Origin of the sequence: Acinetobacter sp. TWP2-2-3 (genome assembly GCF_049896445.1) — a bacterium.
Lineage (GTDB): Bacteria > Pseudomonadota > Gammaproteobacteria > Pseudomonadales > Moraxellaceae > Acinetobacter.
On record NZ_JAFCUI010000001.1, the window covers coordinates 430,737 to 450,112 of the forward strand.

The following is a 19,376-nucleotide window of genomic DNA, read 5'->3' on the forward strand; positions in this document are numbered from 1 at the left end:
GGATTTTCCTAGGTCTATTCTTCCAATAGATTGGAATTAATTACATTACTTTAACTTCAAGCATCCATGATAAGTGCTGTGCAAAAATGTACTTCATCTTCTAGATATAAGGGTTGAATCTCAGCAGGTTTAAGATAAAACGCTCGACTTATATGCTTCGTGTGTATAGATCTGTGAGGTGACGAATGTGTTCATCTTCAAGTCTTCTACGCAGTAAAGATATGATTCACCTAACGCATAGACAGTGGCAAAAACACATACATTTGTTGATATTTTGCTCGTCATCATCTTTGCAGAAGAGTTTAAAAGTATTGAAGAGCGTAAAGATTGAACCAAATAGGTCTGATTGAAGCGGAATACGGGCTTAAAGCAAAATTTGCTCTGTAGTTGCCTCATCTACATTAACTTCTTGAGCTAATCTTTATATAATCATGCGATACCTCTCAAACAAGACTTTCTATGACACCTGCATGCAAACTATTAAAAGCCAATAAAATCGAATACAGCATTCATGAATATGAACATGATGCCAATGCCAAAAGTTTCGGGTTAGAAGCTGCTGAGAAATTGGGGCTTTCGGTGGAAGAAGTCTTTAAAACTTTATTAGTCACGGATGAAAAACAGTATTTTGTTGCCATCTTACCGGTACATCATCAACTCAATCTGAAAAAAGTAGCGCAGGCCGTAGGATGCAAAAAACTCCAGATGGCAGATCCTAAACATGCAGAACGCTTGACCGGTTATCTGGTCGGCGGAATCAGTCCCATTGGTCAAAAGAAACGATTAAAAACGGTGATTGATGCCAGCGCAGAACAGTTGAATACGATCTATGTCAGTGGCGGTAAAAGAGGCTTGGATATCGGAATAAAACCAGCTGATCTTGCCAATGTGCTCAATGCACAGTTTGTCGATGTACTGGATACATAAGATCGAAGTACGATGATCACCTAAATTCATAGAACCTGAAGTGATAGATTTAAAATGGCTGCATATTTTTTGGTCGGAAATAACAGTAAATCATTTTATACGTTTGTATATTAGATAAGTTAAAACACAGCCTGACTGTGTACACAACAAGGAATGAAAACAAAAATATAAATTATGATGCGGAGCATAATGGATGAAAATTCAAAATAAAAAATGACCACGGTTCTGTCTGACATTATCTGCAATGGCGATGCTTTCTGCGTTGCCGAGTGTACAGGCCGCTACTTCGTCTTCAGCAGCACCTGCCAATTCACAGCAGGTTTTCTTTGTCGGAAATAACTGGGATGGCACAGTAACCGTGATTCGTCCATCGGGTGATTTTGGCAAAATAGGCGTCATTAACATGATTCCTGACCGTAAAGAGCGCCTTAAGGAAATTCACCTGAATCCAATCAAACTGATTGCTTATACTTATTCAGACTACAGCTGGTGAAGGCAATGACCAGCTGGTGGATGATATGTACTCGACACCAGACGGTCAGTCAGTCGTTGCATCGCGCCCAAGTTTCGCTGATGTGGTATCGATTAATATCAAAACCGGCAAGATTAACTGGCGGACGCCTGTTGAAGGCTTCCGTGTCGACCATATGGCAGTATCACCAGATGGGCAGCGCATCGCTGTATCTGCATCTTCAGGAAATGTGGTGCATGTACTGGATATCCATACCGGTAAAGAGTTGGGCCGTTTCAGCACTGGCGATAAACCGCATGAAAACATTTACTTCGATGGCGGCAACAAGATCCTGAACTCTGCCATCGGCAATGTTGAAACCTCGATGGATGCACAGTGGCAAGACTTTACTAAAGGTAAGCGTTTTATCACTATCGCAGATGCCAACACGCATCAGGTGCTAAGAAAAATTGACTTCAGACCTGCACTGGATGCATTTGGTCGTAAAGATTTATCCAACTCAGTACGACCAATGGTATTTAGTAAGGATGAAACCAAACTGTATGCCCAGGTTTCATTTTTTAATGGGCTGATTGAGTACGATCTGAATCAGAACAAGATTAGCCGGATCGGACAGCTCCCTGGCAGTGACAGTATCCCGAAAGACCGAACCAAATGGGTGAATGATTCACGCCATCATGGCCTATCAATCAGTGCGGATGGTGAAAAGCTCTGTGTCGCCGGTACGATGGATAACTACGCTACGATTGTAGATCGCAAAACACTGACAGCCGGGAAACTGATTTCTGCAGGTAAACCTTATTGGGCAACGCGAAGCCCGGATGGTCGTAGCTGTGTAATTTCAGAAAGTGAAACAGATGTAGTCACAGTGATTGATTTTGCCACAGGCAATAAAGTGCTGAGTGTGCCGGTAGGAAATCATCCACAACGCGTCCGGATTGGATATGCACCAGCAGACTGGTCAACGCCGTAGTCAATCGTCGATGAGCGAAAAAGACAGCTTTTTGATAAAGGCTGTCTTTCTTTAGCTGAGGACATAAAAATGAATGATAAAACAATTCTGTTCTATGTAATACTCGGATTGCTATTGTTTGGGACTTTAGTCGGTATTGGCTATCAGGTACGACAAGAAATCTATCGGACGAATTTTACTGATCAGACCCATTCTGATCCGGTCCTGCCAGCTGAAAAATCGGCAAGCTATATATCTGTTAACTCTCCTGAGAATAGTCAAACTACGAAGAAGGAACAGAACGATACGGTTGCAAAGCAAAGCGAATTATCAAAGCAACAAGAACAGTTATATCTGGACTTTACTCAGATCATTAACGCTTTAAGTGAGGGACAACGACCAGATCCTCACCAAGTCAGTTTGTTGATCACTCAGCAGCAAAAACTGGTAGAGGCCCAACTGGTGAGCAAGGCCGAAGCGAAAGCACGAATTGATTTTCTGATTAAGGTTCTGCCTGAAATGGATCATGAATTGCATCGGGCATTGCGAGTATTAGAACAAACTCGAATTTGAAAAATTAGATCCAGATGCATCTTTCATTATTCTAAGCCTAAAAATTGCTCTCATAAAAAAGCCCAAAATATGATTTGGGCCTTTAAATACATACTTTAAAAAGCTAAGTATCTTTATAAACAGTTCGCAGGCTTGGGTACACCAGCCAAACGGCTTAAGTGACGGGCAACTAGACCAGTATTAAACTTTTCCTGAAGCATGGCATTATTGATATCGGCACTGACAGTTTTCATTAAAAATTTAATCAGTGGGCGTGTTGCTGGTGAATGACCAAACTGCTGATAGAACTGACGTACCGCTTGCAGAATTTCAAAATGCCAAGGAGTTAAGCTCAGTTCCAGACTATCGGCCAGCACTTGAGCGACTTCTTCATTCCAGATGGTATAGTCAACCAGATGGCCATCTTGATCCAATTCTAAATTCATATCTAACTCATTTATTATTTCATTGAAATGCAGCGATTAAACTCGAGGCAAAGATCTGCAAAATCCGCATAATTCAAAAGCTTTATCTGATCAGGCAAAGGCTGTACTAATAACTCCGCATCATTTTTCAGTATGTGAATTTTCGGCAAGCTTTGAAGAAATGAATGCTCTAGCAGCAAAACCGCTTCACCCATCAGCACGACCTGATCACCCATTGTATAAGTTTGAGCCAGTTGCTCTAGGATCTGCGCTGTTGCCGAATAGCTGGATTGGATCAGATAAAGTGTGTGATTTGACATTTTTATATCCTTGTTCCTTACCAATACATCACATGATCAAAGCTTTGAATAAATTCAGAATTAAGCTCAATAAATTCGATTTCTTGTTCGCTCTGTGCCACAAATGAGGAATGCTGGTTTTTTTTCTCAATCAGAATCGGAGTGAGATCATAAAACTCGAAACTGTCGACCATATTTGATGCCAGTTTGAATGCATGATGCACCTGGTCAAATTGCAGGTCTGAATGCAGCAAACTGAGGGCAGCACTTTGTAGCAGGACTTTAACTTCTGCGCCAAAAGTTGCCAGGACCATCGTAGCCGATAGGCTTTCATGCACCTGCAGACTGGTCAGATTGGCTTGGGTTAATATAACAAGTACAGATTTCACACAAGATTCCTTGGAAAAGCAACACATTCTAAAAAATGAAACATCTAGAATTGAATGAGACGTTGTGAGGATTGAACAGCATCGGCAAGTTCACCTAAACCGACCAATTCAAAGGCATCTGCCAGATTATGCTGGTGAATATTGTGACGTTGAGCATTGTCCGGATCTGTAATGCCACGCGCCAATGCTGCACTTACACAGACTGGAAGGCGAATCTGTAGCGCTTGCCATGCGTGTGTAAGATGACGTTGATCGTCGGGTACCCATTGCAGTGCATTTGCGACCGATACGCTGTCCTGATAGAAGAATACACGGAATGTTTCCTGTTTATCTTGCAAGGCCTGAGCCAAACCCAGGGCATGCCAGGCATAAATGGAAGTCGGTGCGGAGGTAACAAGAATTAAGGTGCTCATCGAAATTCACTACAGGCTTGATCAATAGCAACAGATTGATCTTGGCTTCATCAGAAAGTAGGTAGTATAAATGATTTTAGTGACGGGTGGATTAGGCTTTTTAGGCTCACATATTGCTTTAAGTCTGTTAGCACAAGGACTAGAGGTCATTGTGGTCGATAATTTGGCCAATGCCAACTTACAGACTCTGGAGCGTCTTGAATTTATCTCCGGCATGTACGTACCTTTTATCAAGATTGATATTCGCAATACCCCAGCATTGAACAAAGTCTTTGAGCAGCATTCGATTCAGGCTGTGGTACATACCGCAAGTTTTAAGTCACTGGAAGAATCAGTATTAAAACCACTTGAATATTATAATGATAATGTCAGCTGTATTATGAGTCTCATGCGTGCCATGCAACGTACCGGAGTGCGTCATCTGGTACATTTATCCAGTCTGGCGGTATATGGACAATCTGGCACAGATTTAAGCGAAGATCTGCCTTTTAACTATACCTATCCGAATCCCTATATCAAATCGCAACAGATGGTTGAGGAAATTATCCGCGATACTGCCAAAACTGACAATGAATGGCGGATTGCAATCCTACGTCTTTCCAATATCGCAGGTGCCTTTGAACACGGTGTACTGGGGGAAGCAGTGCCACCTTTGCCAAAAAATATTTTGCCTTTGGCGATGCAGGTCGCTGCACAGCAACGTGAATATCTGGAATTACGCCGTCAGGCTCATACTGCGGATGGCACAGTAGAACGCAGTTTTCTGCATGTCGCAGACTGTTGTGATGCCGTGATCAAGTCCTTGCAATGGCTGTCACAACAGCAGGAATTAAAATGTGAAGCCTTTAATATTGCTGGTGAATTGATTTCCATACAGGATTTGCTAGATCAACTGGCTGAAGTGACTCAATCTGCAATCAAAACCATGGATGCTTTACCATATCCCCATTCGGAAATGGATCAATTGGGGGCGAACATTGAAAAGGCGCGAAATATTCTACATTGGCAACCTCAGCGATCACTCAGAAAGATGCTTGAGGATGAATGGTTGTTTTATCAGAATATGCTCAGAGGGCAGTAAGTAAGAGTATTTAGCTTATATTTGATAATAATTATCATTTACATCATTACTGTAATCGATTACTTTAAATAAATAGATTAAATCATTGATATAGAAATTCCTAAAATCAGTAATAGGCAAGAAGAATTGAGGTTGAACATGCAAACACGTATTGAACATGACACGATGGGAGAGGTGGCTGTACCGAGTGAGGCTTTATGGGGCGCTCAGACTCAGCGTAGCTTGCAAAATTTCAAAATTGGCAATGAGCGGTTGCCACGGCCAATGATTCGTGCCATGGGACTCGTCAAAAAAGCGGCTGCCTTGACCAATGCCGAGCTAAACCAGATTCCCCAAGAACTGTCACGCTATATCGTGGATGCGGCAGATGAAGTCATCAGCGGGAAATGGGACAGTCAATTTCCACTGGTAGTCTGGCAAACTGGTTCAGGTACACAAAGCAATATGAACTGTAATGAGGTGATTGCCAATATTGCCAACCAGAAATTGGGCAATCATTTAGGGGCACAAAAACCGGTTCATCCAAATGATCATGTCAATCGTGCCCAATCTACCAATGATTCATTTCCAACTGCGATTCATGTGGCTGCGAGCTTGCAGATTAATGAACTTTTAATTCCGGCTGTCACACGTTTACGCGATACTTTATATGCCAAATCTCAGGATTTTGCCGATATTGTAAAAATTGGCCGGACACATCTACAAGATGCTACGCCTTTAACCTTGGGGCAGGAATTCAGCGGTTATGTCTCTCAGCTGGATCATGGGCTTCTTCGTCTAGAACAGGCATTGGTCGGACTATATGAATTACCATTAGGCGGTACAGCGGTTGGTACCGGTCTGAATGCCCATCCTGATTATGCCGTTCAGTCTGCTAAAACCCTGGGACAATTAACTGGCTTGCCATTTGTAACTGCGCCAAACAAGTTTGAGGCTTTGGCAGGCCGTGATGCTGCGGTATTTGCTTCTGGTGCATTAAAGACTTTAGCGGTTAGCCTGAATAAGATTGCCAATGATATTCGCTGGCTAGCCAGCGGGCCACGTTGTGGTTTTGGTGAATTGCGTATTCCTGAAAATGAACCGGGTTCTAGCATCATGCCGGGTAAGGTGAACCCGACGCAAAGTGAAGCGATGACGATGGTGGTCGCGCAAGTTCTCGGAAATGACACCACCATTAACGTGGCAGGTGCATCAGGTAACTTTGAACTGAATGTATTTATGCCGGTCATTGCCTATAATCTGTTGCAATCCATCCAGCTTTTAGGCGATGCGTGTAACAGTTTTAATGATCATTGCGCCGTAGGCATTGAGCCGAATCATGAGAAAATTGAACATTTCCTGCATGATTCTTTAATGCTGGTCACGGCATTGAATCCGGTCATTGGTTATGAGAATGCAGCCAAGGTTGCCAAAACAGCTTATAAGGAAGGAAAAACCTTAAAACAGGTGGCTGTTGAACTGGGTTTAGTCACCGCTGAACAGTTTGATGAAGTGGTGCGTCCTGAACAGATGGTCTCACCGAATGCTAAATAAGGGCCGGAGCACTTTTATTTTCAATCTTTACGCCTGTTTTATCATGGAATAGTCAGCAGTGGTTTTTATCTCAGGCAGAGTTGCGTACAATAGTGTTAGATGAGATTAACCACTGATGATTGTTTTATGCTTGATATTTATTTAACAGATGTTCAAAGAAAGGTGCAATTCAAGGATTATCCAGGTGAGCATCCTGTTAAATTTATTCTGAATTTCAAAAAGATTTTCCCAAGTGTGATGGAACTTCTTTTACCTGTGCTTCCCGATAATGAAAATCTGGAAGAAATGTCTTGGGAATCGACCAGCGATGATTTTGAAACCTTCCAGATGTTCTTAACTGGATGGGGTATTATCGAACTGCGTTTAAAAGCAATTACCCAGTTTAAAGATAAAGCATTTGCGGATCGTCTGGTTAAACAAGCCCAACAGAAACGCAAAGACTATCAAAAACAGCAGACTAAACTAACCACAGTTGAACTGGATTATTTGTTTATGCATGAGATGCATGCTCTGATTGATGCAGAGCTGGTGGAACTTGGTGAGAAATTCTATTTACCGATTTTACGTGAGCTGTGGAAGACTAAAGTATCTGCTCAGGTGTTGAACGCGAAGTTTTAAACGGGTTTTTTAGCTTTTATTTATAAAATTAATCTTCCAATTTTGGGGGATTAATTTTTATCTGCAAGATGAGATTTATTTCATGATGTGCTCTCTCTTAGAATAGCCTAAGCAAGATTAAATTTGGTGATTGAAGGTCTTTATTCTTAAAATTTTGATCAATAATAGCGCATGTTGAACCATTGTTTAGCGTCAGGCACTCGCATAGGGCAGTAGTTTTAACGATTGTTCAAAAAATAGATGAAAATGATCATTTTTAGCTAAAAAATATATAAAAATATCAATTAAATAGCCTAGCAATTCAGTTCATTATTTTTTAAGGTATATAGGCTTTATCTCACGTTAAAGCAAAAGTTTCATTGATTAGCTATCCTTCATAAAAATAACTGAAGGTTCAAATTTTCCCGAAGATATATCCCAGGATTTTCAAAAATGTCGAATCAGTTTTTAGATTTAATTACTAAACGCCGTACTATTTATGCTATTGCCAAGAATGTTGAACAATCTCCTGAACATCTAACTGATTTGATTCAGACTGCAATTAAGCAAAGTCCATCTTCTTTCAATTCACAGTCTTCGCGCGCCGTCATTTTATTCAATTCAGAACATGAAAAGTTCTGGGGCTTCGTCGCAGATAAATTAAAAAGCTATGCCAAAGATGAAGAAAGCGCTGCAAAAACCACAGCAAAAATGGCCAGTTTTGCGGCAGGGCTAGGCACTGTTTTATTTTTTGAAGATCACACAGTCGTAAAAGGCTTACAGGAACAATTCCCATCTTATGCTGATAACTTCCCAATCTGGGCAGAGCATTCGACTGCGATCGCACAATTTGCAACCTGGACAGCATTGCATACAGAAGGTCTAGGCGCATCATTGCAGCATTACAATCCGATCGTGGATGAACAGGTACATGCGGAATGGGACATTCCATCGAACTGGAAGTTGCGTGCACAGTTGGTCTTTGGTTCGATAGAAGGCGAGCCACGTGCCAAAGATTATCTGGCAGATGAAGAGCGCTTTAAAGTCTTCCAATAAGCTGAGATTCATATCTGCACTTAACACGGTTTAAGGGCAGATATTTTTTAGATCTCGATGAAATCCCAATCAGCTTCATTAAAATTAAGTTAAAATAGCGTGCTAATGAAAATTGATGAGTAAGACCGAATGTCGAAAAACACGCAAAACCTATCACCTTTACAAGAACTGATCGCAGAGCAAAAACTACTTTGTGAAGAAGTAGGCTCGGCTTATGTTGAAGTGAGTGGTGGTGATGTGGTTGCGGTGGCCGTACATACCTTGAAACAAGATCCGATTGTCGGCATCCGTAAAAAGCCTGAAACGGCTGAAAATATTAGCTGGTATATTTATGGTGGAGAACCTTCAAGTGAAGAAACTTTTGAAACCATGACAGTACGTGAATTACAGGACATTGCACCAGAAGTTTTACCGTATCTGGCTCTGGAAACAGGTTTTCGTTTCATGATCGATGCCGATGATTATGAAGATGTCTGGAAAGAAGAAATTTAAATGCTAAAAAAATCATCTTTCATTTGTGCTGGATTATTATTAGGACTGAGTAGCGTAGTCTTCGCACAGCCGCTTTCACAAAGTGCCTATGATGAGTTTATTTCAGCACAGACTAAAATCGTGAATGAAACCAAACATATTTTAGATGAAGATGATCAAAAGGCAGATGCACAAACTCAACGTCAGGCTTTCTGCAAACGACTGAAAGCCTATCAGGATATTCAAAAGGTGTCCGAAGAAAACAGCAGTCTGGATATGGCGCCCACGATGGCTATGATTGCCAAAAACTTTCTTGAGCGGCAGGATCAAAGTTTGACTCAATCTGGAATGACTACAAACGTATTTTGTAAAAATAGGGATGTAGAATAAATCATAAAATACTTTTCATTCTCGAACGTTTTTCGCAGTAGACTAAAAATAAATAAGTCTGTTTTACAATCAAATTTTATAGATATTAAAACCTGAAAGACCATCTCCCGAATATCATTTAATAAAGAAAATGTTAAGTTAATTTAAATTTATTTTGATGTGAATACCTCATATCCCGGGGATATATCAGCGGTAGTCAAATATATTGATAAGAATAAATGAATAATCTGGATTTTTATAATTTTCTGAAAATGTCTTATATACGTGATGTAATTTCTTGAACAGGATAATTTAAGTAGGATAGCGTGATTGCACGTTTATATTTAAGCTAATAACTTGAACATCCTAAGATATTAAAATAGCCTAAGCAATACATAATTTTAACAACTTTATCAAGAAAGGGAGAGAGGGGAAATTTATAATGTTGATGTTTACTACCTGTAACTCATTTGGACTTAAGACGTATTATTCTAAACAGAATCAAGTGGATTAATAAGCTACTTATGAATAGTCATTTTTTGATAAATAATAAGCAATGAATAATTAAAAACAATATTTTCAAAATTACCTCAGTCTATTTGGGTAATAACAGCGAGTTAGTTTAAGAAACACTCTGACCTAAAAGTGGTTTACATGTTATTAAATCCCAGTTTTAAGATTTTCATTAATTTTATTTAGTCTGCACCACAACTCAACCATCTTCTTTCATATTTATAGATAGCCAAATATCCATCCAGATCTAAAATCGTAATTTTAAATACTTACAAATCGATTATGAATTATTTAGCCTAAGCAAAATATATCCCCATAAAATAGCCTAAGCAGGATTTTATATTTAAAAATTTCGCAATTGATTAATTCCAAATATAAACCCACTATAAACACTTAAACAAAGAAATCATGGAATTCTCAAATGATCCTAAATTATCAACTTCAACACCACGAAACGTCAGTACTATCTCCAATGGTCTTTATTCATGGTTTATTCGGTAGTTTAAGTAATTTAGGCGTACTAGCTCGATATTTTTCTGAGCAAAGAACCGTGATCCAACTTGATGTATGCAATCATGGTCTTTCTGCTCATAGTTCAGACTTAAATTATCAGCTTATGGCTGAAGATGTCCTAGAAACTTTATCCAGTTTAAATATTCAAAAGTTCGTAGTAGTAGGGCATTCCATGGGTGGGAAAATTGCCATGAAATTGGCTGATTTAGCCCGTGTACAAACTGAAAGGTTGGTCGTCCTGGATATTACACCAATCCAATATCATGAGAGTCATCATACTGAGATTTTTAAAGCTTTATTTGCGGTGCAGCAAGCAAATGTTGCTTCACGACTTGAGGCAGCAAAAATTATGCGTGAATACATTCATGAAGAAATGGTAATTCAGTTTTTATTAAAATCCTTTAATAAAGGGCAATGGCTCTTTAATGTTCAAGCTTTATTTGATCATTATCCAGATATTATGGCTTGGGAAAAGGTCGAAAAAGTTAATCAGCCAGCTTTATTTCTTCGTGGCGGTAATTCTTTTTATATCTCAAAACCTGAACATTTTGCGGCAATCAATGAACAATTTTCTCAGGCGAAAATTGAATGCATTGAAAATACAGGACATTGGCTGCATGGTGAAAAGCCAGATGAAGTCATTAAACATATGCAGACTTTTCTAAATTAATTTACGATTTCGCACTTAAGGCTGAAATGTTTGAGTCTGTAATTGTCCTTCATGAATGAGTTGATGCGCCATTTCAGCTGTTTTCTTTAAACCGGGCATACGATATTCAGTATGTCCAAAATCTTTAATGGATTTCCAGCGACCGCCCCAGGTTAAACCCACCGATTCTGCAATCTGGCCAAACAGTTCATAACCACGCATGGCCCATGGATCACGTTCACTAATCACCACCTTGCCATTCCGCTTAAAGGTAATATCCGCGGCCAGACCAAACTGATGATAACTTTGAAAGCCTTTGGCCTTGGTAATATTACTGTTGGTCGCCAAAGAGTTTTGCCTTTCCGGACTTCGATAACCTTCGAGTAAAACCAGCTCATAACCATGCTGTTCGCGCATAATTTTAAAAACCATCAGTAAGCGCTGTTTAAATCGCGGATTCATCTTATGCCATTTACGGTCTGCTGTGCTGATATTTGGATTTATATGAATGTCTTCAATATTCAGATTAAGGCTTTGCGCTGAAATTACAGAATGATTTGCTAAAGATTCTTCTTGTAAGGCTTCGATAATAAGCTGTTCATCAACTTCAGTTGGAGCTGTTAATATTTGCCCATCTAATAATGCATAAATCTGTGGATCAACTTTCCTTAAATATTCAACTTCAAACCTACTTGCAGTAAGTGGCTGAGTGAAAGCGAACATTAAAATACTGGCAAATAAGCTAAATCCTGAAATCAAAATCCACCACTGCTGCAAATACCATTCAGACTGAAGATGCTCAGGCGATGCCGCCTGATGAAATTTCTGAACAAACTGTTTTGCTTGAGAAAATTGTTGTTTGCTTTGTGAAATCAAATCAAGAAAAAAATCCTGTATTCTTAATCGAAACTCGTAAGACAGCAAGGCTAACATAGCTAAGCTTAATAGAATAAAGCTGCTCAATATAATCAAAATCATCAGTTGAATGATTGATCTAATAATAATTCAAAAATTTTTTTTTATTCATCGATATAAATTTTCCAACGGCGTCATTTTTTAAGTCTTTATTTTTATAAGTGTCCATCATATTTATTTGAAAATTGAGTTAGGGTAAATGAATCGTAATATAGGCTTGTTCAGCAGGCGCGCTAATCAAATTTTGATATTGAGAAAAAACAGCAGCTTGTTCTGTTGACAAGGCATATTTAAAAACCACAAAGCTGATCACGGCAAATAATAATAAAAATATCAGAATCCAGAAAAATGGTAATTCACGATGGATAATATGTCGGATTTGATCTGGAATTGCTGAAAAAGGAGAAAAAGCAACTTTTTTACCCTTGAGATAATCAATCTGATCTCCGATACGAGCAATCAGACTATTTAAATGCTCAATAGATTCAATTCGATATTTTCCATGGAATCCCAATAAAAGGCAATAATGATATACCTCTAATACTGCCAGACGTTGCTTATCTTTATGGCGTATTTCTTCCAGATATTCAAAGAAGCGATAACCTGCAAGTTGTGAACCAAAAAGGCTTAACTGCAAGGGACTGATCATCCAGGAATTTTGCAGATCAAAAAATCGCTCATCCTGTTGGGTGACAATTGTTTCATCTATTAAAGCGCAATAGGCATATTTTGCATCTTGAATATCTTCAGCTGAAAATTGCATCTGGCGTGCCTGATGTTCAAAACTTTTCAACATCTCCAGAATTTTTTCACGGAAAGACTCTATATTTACAGGGACATAGTGATTTTTTAACAGGAAAACAATATAGAAGCCGTCATGCAGTAAATCTACCAGACTATTCGTAGAGGTAGGGTAGGTTTCTACAGGTTGCATGGCTGTATAATCTACTCCGATTTGATCGCCATCAAAGAGTGAAAGAGGAGTGTTAGAGATTGTATTCATTAATATTTTTATCCATTCATGACAGCAATAAGTTCAATCGCGATATCCTGAAAGCCATTCGGGATATAAACACAAATCGATTCTGAATCCAGCATGCGCTGATACAGTTCATTATTGGGTTCAATCTCAAAATAATGAACGCCGGAACGTACCGGAATTGCAGTAGGCACCTGCATGAGATGCTGAACGGGTACAGCCGGTAAAGCTGCAACCACGCGCTGTTCTACATCTATAGTACTACCAATTTTAAAACGGATCGGAACATAGGCAATCAAGTCATGTGCAGGCATAACACTACTTGATACAGCAAGATATAACCGCGTATTGTGACTGATCTTATCGGTCTCCAGACTGCCAAACCAATAGGATGGGCGAGTTTCTTTTAAGCTGATACTGATATATCGATTCGAAATAATTGTATCGAGTAAATCTCTGAGAATAATATCCAGCTGATTGAAGCTGTCGTATAGATGATGATGCTGATACTGCGGCAATTGATCAATGTCATAGGCTGTTGAAAAGGTAAGTAGGGAACCACTGAGTCTTAAAAGTTCCGCATATAGCCGTTCCGGATGAATTTGTGGATACTGCAAAATATGATTTAAGGTTGCATAAGCAGTATTTAAGGCATTCACCAGCCAGAAAGAGACAATATCCCCAGAACGAAATTCAATCAGTTTCTGTTCGTTTTCACGGTTATTGGATTGAATCGTTTTAATCTTGGCCCGGATGATATTCAAAGTTCGCTTTAAATTGTCTAGCAGATATTCACAGGCCTGAATATGTAAAATTGGAGGAATGAATTTATGATCAAAAATAAAATTTCCAGAACTTTGTCGTTTGATTTGAGCAACCGGAAGATATAAATAACCATCCAGAGGCTGCTGAGGTTCTTGGCCAACTTCAAAAAGTTTAAATTCTGCCCGACGGCGTAACAGGGTGATCTCTGCAGTAGTGGCATCGGTGAATAAATCATGGGTCGAGATTAAATGTGAGTGATAACGACTAGATTGAGTGTTTTCGACATGACTTACATTTTGCTTGTTCGGCTGTAGCATTGGCAAAGCCAAATAAATTTGCATTTCACCACGCAGGTTTAAGGTATCCAGTTGTACAGGTTCTGGTAATAAATCCTGTGCAGGCGCCTGATAAATTTCACCATCTTGCCAGATCATTTCAATTTTACTTAATGCCAATATATGCATATTGAATTGAGCTTCATCAAATTGAATGGACTGGATCCCGTGAGCAAAAGGAAATGTCGCCCGAATCATATGACTCAAGCGTTGCTCATGATAGGCATCCTGTAATTGAAAATGTTGCGGTCTTAAAAATAGACCTTCGCCCCACAGTACTTTTTCTGCTTTAAACATTTTAATATTTACCACTCATTCTTGGATTCATCATTGGCATATATACCCAGTAATTCATGTACGTTTTCGATCGGATTCTCGTTCTTGATTACTTGAGCCAGCCATTCATGTAATGGCATCTGACTCCATTTAATCGTCTTTTGCAGCATGTAGCTCACTGGACTATGCGGTTCATGAGATTGAAAATATCGAGCGATGTCTTGTAATAACTGCATGGCCTGTTGACGGTTGGCCAGATGGTTTTGGGCTTGAGGTCGAAATTCTTGTATATTTTCAGGCGAGGTATTCATCACTATTATTTCAGGTATTTTGAGAGTGCCGAATTGCGGTGTATTTATTTGATCCTGAGATATTGAAGAAATATCAGTTTTATAAATGCGCTTAATACTGGAGAAGATCGATTCAAGTTGAGAATCTGTGCTCGCGTAACTCGGTGCATTTAGACCCAGTAAATGATCCAGTGTATTTTTAAGATACAGCCATTGGGTCTGAATCTCGAGAAGAAAACCTTCATTCTGGCTTAAAACTGTTTGAGAAGTTTTCAGCAACGATTGCTCAAAATGCTCCAAATCCTGAACAGTATTATTTTCAGAGTAGTCATCTTGCTGTTGTTTGAGTTTAATATTGCGTTGATGTAAGAATGCCTCATAATCACCTAAATTATAAAAAGGCGCAGAGCTGACCAAAGGCATCTGTTTCATCAGCATTGGCAGTTGCGTAATCAAACCTTGTAATAATCCAAAACGTTGATCAAGATCATCCTCTTCGATTTGAGGATGTAACGTGAACCAGTATCGCTCAAGGCTTTGCTGGGTCAACTCTAATCCTCGAGCAATTCCTTCAAAACCATAGAGATGACTCCAAGCTTCTATAAGCCAGGTATATAGACGGATATCCTTGGTTTTTTCAGTTAATAATTCAATCGTTTTATCATGTACAAGTTGCCAATCGGCCTGTTTTGGTTCCGAGACCCAGTCACCTTGCTCCAATAAAGGATCATCACGAGTTCTGGCCTTGTTAATCACATGAAAATCATTTGAAAATGAATAGTCCACACCGCACGGCTGATCGACTGAAATGTCTTGCAATAAATATTCAAATTCCAGGCTCATCTTTATTCCAATTATTATATTTTATTTGTTTTTATTTTTAGGTTACTTCAACTAGGCAGCATCTGCTTTATTGCTTTTAGAACGTACTTTTTGCGCTATTTTAACTTTCGGATCTACGCTATAAGAAATTTCATCATTCTTGATCTCAATGTGAATCAGTTTAGGAATCTTTCCCTCACTCATGGTTCTCAATATTTCTGTAGCCAAAGCAGGCAATACTGAAGCATTTAAAATATGATCAATATTGCGCGCACCACTATCAACCTCGGTACATCGGCTGAGCAGAAGTTCGAGCAAGTCCCCACTATAAGTGACCTGGGTGACATATTGCTGCTGAATGCGTCGGGTAATTTTCCCCAGTTTATGCTGAATAATCTGGATCAATAGCTCATCGTGTAAAGGATAATAAGGCACAATCTGCATACGCCCTAAAAATGCCGGTTTAAATTGCTGATATAAACTTGGTTTGAGCAGTTCAATTAATCTATTTGCATCCGGCCAGTTTTCGACGGGTTGATTTAAACAGGCCTGCATAATGGCACTAGAACCGGCATTTGAAGTTAATAAGATTGTCGTATTTTTAAAATCAATCAGCCGACCTTCGCTATCTTCCAGCATGCCTTTATCAAAGACCTGATAAAATAATTCCTGCACATCAGAATGAGCTTTTTCGATTTCATCCAGTAAAATCACACTATAAGGATTACGACGCACTGCTTCAGTCAACACACCACCTTGACCATAACCGACATAACCTGGAGGAGCACCTTTTAAGGAAGACACGGTATGTGCTTCCTGATATTCCGATATATTGATCGTGATCAGATGCGACTCACCTCCATACAATTCTTGAGCCAAGGCCAGGGCAGTTTCAGTTTTTCCCACACCGCTTGGACCAAGCAATAAAAATACACCTTGTGGTTTGTTCGGATCATCCAGTTTTGCTTTAGATGTTTTAATACCTTGGACCAGTTGATGCAAAGCAAAGTCCTGACCCATCACACGCTGCGATAATTTATCTTGGAGTTTTAAGACCTGTCGAATTTCATCATTCATCATTTTACCGACTGGAATTCCGGTCCAGTCAGAAATGATCTGATGAATCATAGGGACTGTTACACGCTCGAACACAAGTGGGTGATCAGCCTGAATCTGGGTCAAACGCTGCTGTAATACTTTAATTTTATTTTTATTTTCAATTTTTTTGGATTGAACCTGTAATAATTTTATTTCCTGAACCAGTTGAAGTTCTTGCTGCCATTGCAGGCTTATCTGAGAAATTTCTTGTTCCAAATTTGAAATATTTTCTGATAATTCAATTAAACGTGTCTGATGACACGGAAAATTTTGATGCTCCTGATTTAAAATCTCATGTTCAAGCCGAAGATTATGCAGCTGCGCCTGTAACTGGTCTAACTTTGCAGGTTGTGCATTTTGGCTCAAAGCAACTCGTGCCGCGGCTGTATCTAATACACTAATGGCCTTATCCGGTAATTTCCGTCCACTGATATAACGATGCGAGTTACGTACCGCAGCAGCAATTGCTGCATCATCAATCTGCAACTGAAAATGCTGAGTCATGACCGGAATCATGGCACGCAACATATCGATGGCGACTTCCTCAGTAGGTTCTTCTACCTTTACTACCTGAAAACGGCGGCTAAGCGCAGCATCTTTTTCAAAGTATTGTTTGTACTCCGCCCAAGTGGTAGCGGCGATAGTACGCAGTTCTCCTCGTGCCAAAGCTGGTTTTAACAGATTGGCGGCATCATTCTGACCAGCCTGACCACCTGCACCAATCAGCGTATGGGCTTCATCAATAAACAGGATAATAGGATAACTGCAGGACTGAACTTCTTGAATGATTTTCTTCAGGCGATTCTCAAACTCGCCTTTTACACTGGCACCTGCTTGTAATAAGCCCAGATCCAATACATGAAGTTCTACATTTTTGAGTACATCAGGTACCTGATCATTCACAATTTTCAGGGCCAATCCTTCTACTACAGCAGTCTTACCGACTCCCGGATCGCCGGTAAGTATGGGATTGTTCTGATGACGGCGCATCAGAATATCCAGCATCAAACGGATTTCAAACTCACGACCGATCACCGGGTCGATTTGGCCTTGGCGTGCTTTTTCAGTCAGATTAATGGTGTATTGATCGAGTGCCAGTGTTTTATTTAATTTTAGCTGTGCGTTAGGTGAATCTTCTTTTACCTTAGTAAGCTGAGCATAGCTCGGGTTTTCAATACTCTGCTCGCAGAGCTCCAAAAAATGATGTTTGAGATGATCAATTGGAAATAGCTCAAATAAAGTAGAAGCACGAATCGTCATTTGATATAGATCAGGTGCAGTGAGCAGGGCAACCAGTAAATGTCCGCTGCGGATCATCGGATTCTGTTCTGCTGAAGCCAAAAGCCAGGCATGTTCTAATGCACGAATAATGGATTTGGCAAAGATAGGCGTACGAGAATTGCCTTTAGTCATTTGCTGAATGCTCTGATTCAGATCATGGGTTAGATCATCTTCGGAAATTTTATACTTTTTGAGCAATAATTTGAGATCGTTCAGGTCTGGCTGCTGTAGCAATTCTAAGAGAAAATGCTCAATTTCGATTTCATAATTTCGCTGTTTGATGCAGAAATTCGCTGATTTCTCAAGGCATAGGCGTGCATGCTCAGATAATTTTGTAATCAAAATTTTTAAATTACTCATATTTTTCTCTTTTAGAATATACAGCCTGATGTTTTTGGAATTTATAGCTATATATTTGTTATTATTAGGTTTATTTTTATTTATTTAAGTTTTTCTATGAGCAATCAAGATATATTGGCTCAAGATTTTTGACATATTCTACTCAAGTCTATCCAAATGTCTGCATTCATTGGTCGGAATCTTACCATTTTAAAAATTACATAAAATAATTTAACAAAAACGCATTTATGTATTGACTTCCTGTGATAATTTTTTGTTAAATCCGCAACTAGATTTTTGAATTATAAAAATAGAAAAATAAATTTTGATTATAAAAATATAAAACAATAACCAAAAATTGAGGCTTATTTTGAAAAATAATCTAGGTTTTATTGTATTGCTCATCTCAGGGATGGCGCAGCTATGTTTTGCTCAAACCCATGCAGCAGAATTAAAAAAATCATGTATCAAGAGCTATCCACAAGCAAAAAATGATACTGATTCAACTATCATTGATTTATACCAGCAGTTATGCGACAAGACAGCAAGAAAAAATATGCATCTGCAGCAGCAATTGTCTACCCAAATTGCCAAACGCTATGTTGAAGTCGGTGATCATCTGAAAGCGCTCAATTTAATCGAGCAATTACATCAGCAAAATTACATTCATCAGAATTTAACTGATCTGAAATTCCTGGCAGGGATCGGGATCTCTTCCCAAAGCCTAGAACAGATGCGTAGTACAGAAGTCCGTGCCTTAAATGACTTTACCTACCCACAGGCCAAATCGCTGACTGAACATATTTATCTGGCACAGCCTGTAGCAAAATTTTCTGAATCTGCATCAACGACGGCGCGGAATTCAAAAGTAAAAAATACTAAAAATAAACCAAATAACCCAGTAAAACAAAGCCTAAGTCAAAACAAAAATAAAGTATCGAAAAGCAATCTAAAAAATAATACGGCTGCTATCAGTAATAAAAAAACAGAAAGTATCAGTACACGAACCCACACTCCTAGTACTAATCCATTTGGATCATTAAATAATAATTAATAAGGAAAATC

Annotated in this window: 19 protein-coding genes and 1 pseudogene; 11 read left to right on the forward strand and 9 right to left on the reverse strand. The window is 39.2% G+C overall.

All coding sequences use genetic code 11. The features are described 5' to 3' along the window. The first annotated feature begins 459 nt into the window (after positions 1-459). The 3 genes and pseudogenes from ybaK (at position 460) to ACP7AK_RS02195 (ending at position 2,924) form a co-directional block, all read left to right on the forward strand. Positions 460-927, forward strand: coding sequence for a Cys-tRNA(Pro) deacylase (gene ybaK / locus ACP7AK_RS02185; protein WP_004280203.1), 468 nt, complete (start codon positions 460-462; stop codon positions 925-927). Positions 928-1,171: 244 nt separating this feature from the next. Continuing rightward, a pseudogene (locus ACP7AK_RS02190) lies at positions 1,172-2,372 on the forward strand (YncE family protein). Between the two features lie 69 nt (positions 2,373-2,441). Next, positions 2,442-2,924 (forward strand): hypothetical protein, encoded by a 483-nt coding sequence (locus tag ACP7AK_RS02195; RefSeq protein ID WP_425878320.1) that lies wholly within the window; start codon positions 2,442-2,444, stop codon positions 2,922-2,924. A 113-nt stretch (positions 2,925-3,037) separates the two neighbouring features. On the opposite strand, the gene ACP7AK_RS02200 is transcribed toward ACP7AK_RS02195, so the two are convergent. The 4 genes from ACP7AK_RS02200 to tusD are packed head-to-tail and all read right to left on the reverse strand — an operon-like array spanning position 3,038 to position 4,429. Then, positions 3,038-3,349, reverse strand: coding sequence for a TusE/DsrC/DsvC family sulfur relay protein (locus ACP7AK_RS02200; RefSeq protein ID WP_004280207.1), 312 nt, complete (start codon positions 3,347-3,349; stop codon positions 3,038-3,040). 14 nt (positions 3,350-3,363) lie between these two features. Then, positions 3,364-3,648, reverse strand: a complete 285-nt coding sequence (locus tag ACP7AK_RS02205) for a DsrH/TusB family sulfur metabolism protein (RefSeq protein WP_004646886.1) — start codon at positions 3,646-3,648, stop codon at positions 3,364-3,366. Between the two features lie 17 nt (positions 3,649-3,665). After that, positions 3,666-4,016: a hypothetical protein gene (locus ACP7AK_RS02210; protein WP_004280210.1), complete on the reverse strand. Its 351-nt coding sequence runs from the start codon at positions 4,014-4,016 to the stop codon at positions 3,666-3,668. Positions 4,017-4,060: 44 nt separating this feature from the next. Further along, on the reverse strand, positions 4,061-4,429 hold the full coding sequence (gene tusD, locus ACP7AK_RS02215) for a sulfurtransferase complex subunit TusD (protein WP_425878323.1): 369 nt from the start codon (positions 4,427-4,429) through the stop codon (positions 4,061-4,063). Positions 4,430-4,499: 70 nt separating this feature from the next. Between tusD and ACP7AK_RS02220 the strand changes: the two genes are divergently transcribed. The 7 genes from ACP7AK_RS02220 (at position 4,500) to ACP7AK_RS02250 (ending at position 11,232) form a co-directional block, all read left to right on the forward strand. Continuing rightward, positions 4,500-5,510 (forward strand): NAD-dependent epimerase/dehydratase family protein, encoded by a 1,011-nt coding sequence (locus tag ACP7AK_RS02220; protein ID WP_224215775.1) that lies wholly within the window; start codon positions 4,500-4,502, stop codon positions 5,508-5,510. 138 nt (positions 5,511-5,648) lie between these two features. Then, positions 5,649-7,043, forward strand: coding sequence for a class II fumarate hydratase (gene fumC / locus ACP7AK_RS02225; protein ID WP_004280213.1), 1,395 nt, complete (start codon positions 5,649-5,651; stop codon positions 7,041-7,043). A 126-nt stretch (positions 7,044-7,169) separates the two neighbouring features. Then, positions 7,170-7,661 carry a hypothetical protein gene (locus ACP7AK_RS02230; RefSeq protein WP_004280216.1) on the forward strand — a complete coding sequence of 164 codons (492 nt, stop codon included), beginning with the start codon at positions 7,170-7,172 and terminating at the stop codon, positions 7,659-7,661. A gap of 432 nt (positions 7,662-8,093) precedes the next feature. Continuing rightward, positions 8,094-8,696 carry a nitroreductase family protein gene (locus ACP7AK_RS02235; protein ID WP_425878326.1) on the forward strand — a complete coding sequence of 201 codons (603 nt, stop codon included), beginning with the start codon at positions 8,094-8,096 and terminating at the stop codon, positions 8,694-8,696. A 129-nt stretch (positions 8,697-8,825) separates the two neighbouring features. Then, the gene (locus tag ACP7AK_RS02240) at positions 8,826-9,188 is read left to right on the forward strand and encodes an immunity protein Imm33 domain-containing protein (RefSeq protein ID WP_425878328.1); all 363 of its coding nucleotides are present in this window, start codon (positions 8,826-8,828) and stop codon (positions 9,186-9,188) included. Then, complete coding sequence (locus ACP7AK_RS02245) at positions 9,189-9,557, forward strand: hypothetical protein (protein ID WP_425878330.1); 369 nt, start codon at positions 9,189-9,191, stop codon at positions 9,555-9,557. 913 nt (positions 9,558-10,470) lie between these two features. Then, the gene (locus ACP7AK_RS02250; RefSeq protein WP_425878332.1) at positions 10,471-11,232 is read left to right on the forward strand and encodes an alpha/beta fold hydrolase; all 762 of its coding nucleotides are present in this window, start codon (positions 10,471-10,473) and stop codon (positions 11,230-11,232) included. A gap of 15 nt (positions 11,233-11,247) precedes the next feature. Here the strand turns inward: ACP7AK_RS02250 and ACP7AK_RS02255 are convergent, their stop codons facing one another. The 5 genes from ACP7AK_RS02255 to tssH all read right to left on the reverse strand — a co-directional run bounded on the left by ACP7AK_RS02255 (position 11,248) and on the right by tssH (position 18,332). Beyond that, the gene (locus ACP7AK_RS02255; protein ID WP_425878334.1) at positions 11,248-12,189 is read right to left on the reverse strand and encodes a M15 family metallopeptidase; all 942 of its coding nucleotides are present in this window, start codon (positions 12,187-12,189) and stop codon (positions 11,248-11,250) included. A 127-nt stretch (positions 12,190-12,316) separates the two neighbouring features. Next, the gene (gene icmH / locus ACP7AK_RS02260) at positions 12,317-13,129 is read right to left on the reverse strand and encodes a type IVB secretion system protein IcmH/DotU (RefSeq protein ID WP_005107023.1); all 813 of its coding nucleotides are present in this window, start codon (positions 13,127-13,129) and stop codon (positions 12,317-12,319) included. Positions 13,130-13,137: 8 nt separating this feature from the next. Beyond that, positions 13,138-14,502 carry a type VI secretion system baseplate subunit TssK gene (gene tssK, locus ACP7AK_RS02265; protein WP_005107022.1) on the reverse strand — a complete coding sequence of 455 codons (1,365 nt, stop codon included), beginning with the start codon at positions 14,500-14,502 and terminating at the stop codon, positions 13,138-13,140. 8 nt (positions 14,503-14,510) lie between these two features. After that, entirely contained in the window at positions 14,511-15,614 is a 1,104-nt protein-coding gene (gene tssA, locus ACP7AK_RS02270) for a type VI secretion system protein TssA (protein ID WP_425878337.1), read from the reverse strand. Positions 15,615-15,665: 51 nt separating this feature from the next. Continuing rightward, positions 15,666-18,332 carry a type VI secretion system ATPase TssH gene (gene tssH / locus ACP7AK_RS02275; RefSeq protein WP_425878339.1) on the reverse strand — a complete coding sequence of 889 codons (2,667 nt, stop codon included), beginning with the start codon at positions 18,330-18,332 and terminating at the stop codon, positions 15,666-15,668. Positions 18,333-18,681: 349 nt separating this feature from the next. Here tssH and ACP7AK_RS02280 point away from each other — a divergent pair, with 349 nt between their 5' ends. Continuing rightward, positions 18,682-19,365: a hypothetical protein gene (locus tag ACP7AK_RS02280; protein WP_005107019.1), complete on the forward strand. Its 684-nt coding sequence runs from the start codon at positions 18,682-18,684 to the stop codon at positions 19,363-19,365. The last annotated feature ends 11 nt before the right edge of the window (positions 19,366-19,376 follow it).

Bases quoted from the DNA above. Each gene is read 5' to 3' on its own strand.
- ybaK (WP_004280203.1), top strand. From the start codon at position 460: ATGACACCTGCATGCAAACTATTAAAAGCCAATAAAATCGAATACAGC.
- ACP7AK_RS02230 (WP_004280216.1), top strand. From the start codon at position 7,170: ATGCTTGATATTTATTTAACAGATGTTCAAAGAAAGGTGCAATTCAAG.
- fumC (WP_004280213.1), top strand. From the start codon at position 5,649: ATGCAAACACGTATTGAACATGACACGATGGGAGAGGTGGCTGTACCG.
- ACP7AK_RS02220 (WP_224215775.1), top strand. From the start codon at position 4,500: ATGATTTTAGTGACGGGTGGATTAGGCTTTTTAGGCTCACATATTGCT.
- tusD (WP_425878323.1), bottom strand. From the start codon at position 4,429: ATGAGCACCTTAATTCTTGTTACCTCCGCACCGACTTCCATTTATGCC.
- icmH (WP_005107023.1), bottom strand. From the start codon at position 13,129: ATGAATACAATCTCTAACACTCCTCTTTCACTCTTTGATGGCGATCAA.
- ACP7AK_RS02240 (WP_425878328.1), top strand. From the start codon at position 8,826: ATGTCGAAAAACACGCAAAACCTATCACCTTTACAAGAACTGATCGCA.
- ACP7AK_RS02205 (WP_004646886.1), bottom strand. From the start codon at position 3,648: ATGTCAAATCACACACTTTATCTGATCCAATCCAGCTATTCGGCAACA.
- tssA (WP_425878337.1), bottom strand. From the start codon at position 15,614: ATGAGCCTGGAATTTGAATATTTATTGCAAGACATTTCAGTCGATCAG.
- ACP7AK_RS02235 (WP_425878326.1), top strand. From the start codon at position 8,094: ATGTCGAATCAGTTTTTAGATTTAATTACTAAACGCCGTACTATTTAT.
- ACP7AK_RS02195 (WP_425878320.1), top strand. From the start codon at position 2,442: ATGAATGATAAAACAATTCTGTTCTATGTAATACTCGGATTGCTATTG.
- ACP7AK_RS02200 (WP_004280207.1), bottom strand. From the start codon at position 3,349: ATGAATTTAGAATTGGATCAAGATGGCCATCTGGTTGACTATACCATC.
- tssH (WP_425878339.1), bottom strand. From the start codon at position 18,332: ATGAGTAATTTAAAAATTTTGATTACAAAATTATCTGAGCATGCACGC.
- ACP7AK_RS02245 (WP_425878330.1), top strand. From the start codon at position 9,189: ATGCTAAAAAAATCATCTTTCATTTGTGCTGGATTATTATTAGGACTG.
- ACP7AK_RS02250 (WP_425878332.1), top strand. From the start codon at position 10,471: ATGATCCTAAATTATCAACTTCAACACCACGAAACGTCAGTACTATCT.
- ACP7AK_RS02255 (WP_425878334.1), bottom strand. From the start codon at position 12,189: ATGATTTTGATTATATTGAGCAGCTTTATTCTATTAAGCTTAGCTATG.
- tssK (WP_005107022.1), bottom strand. From the start codon at position 14,502: ATGTTTAAAGCAGAAAAAGTACTGTGGGGCGAAGGTCTATTTTTAAGA.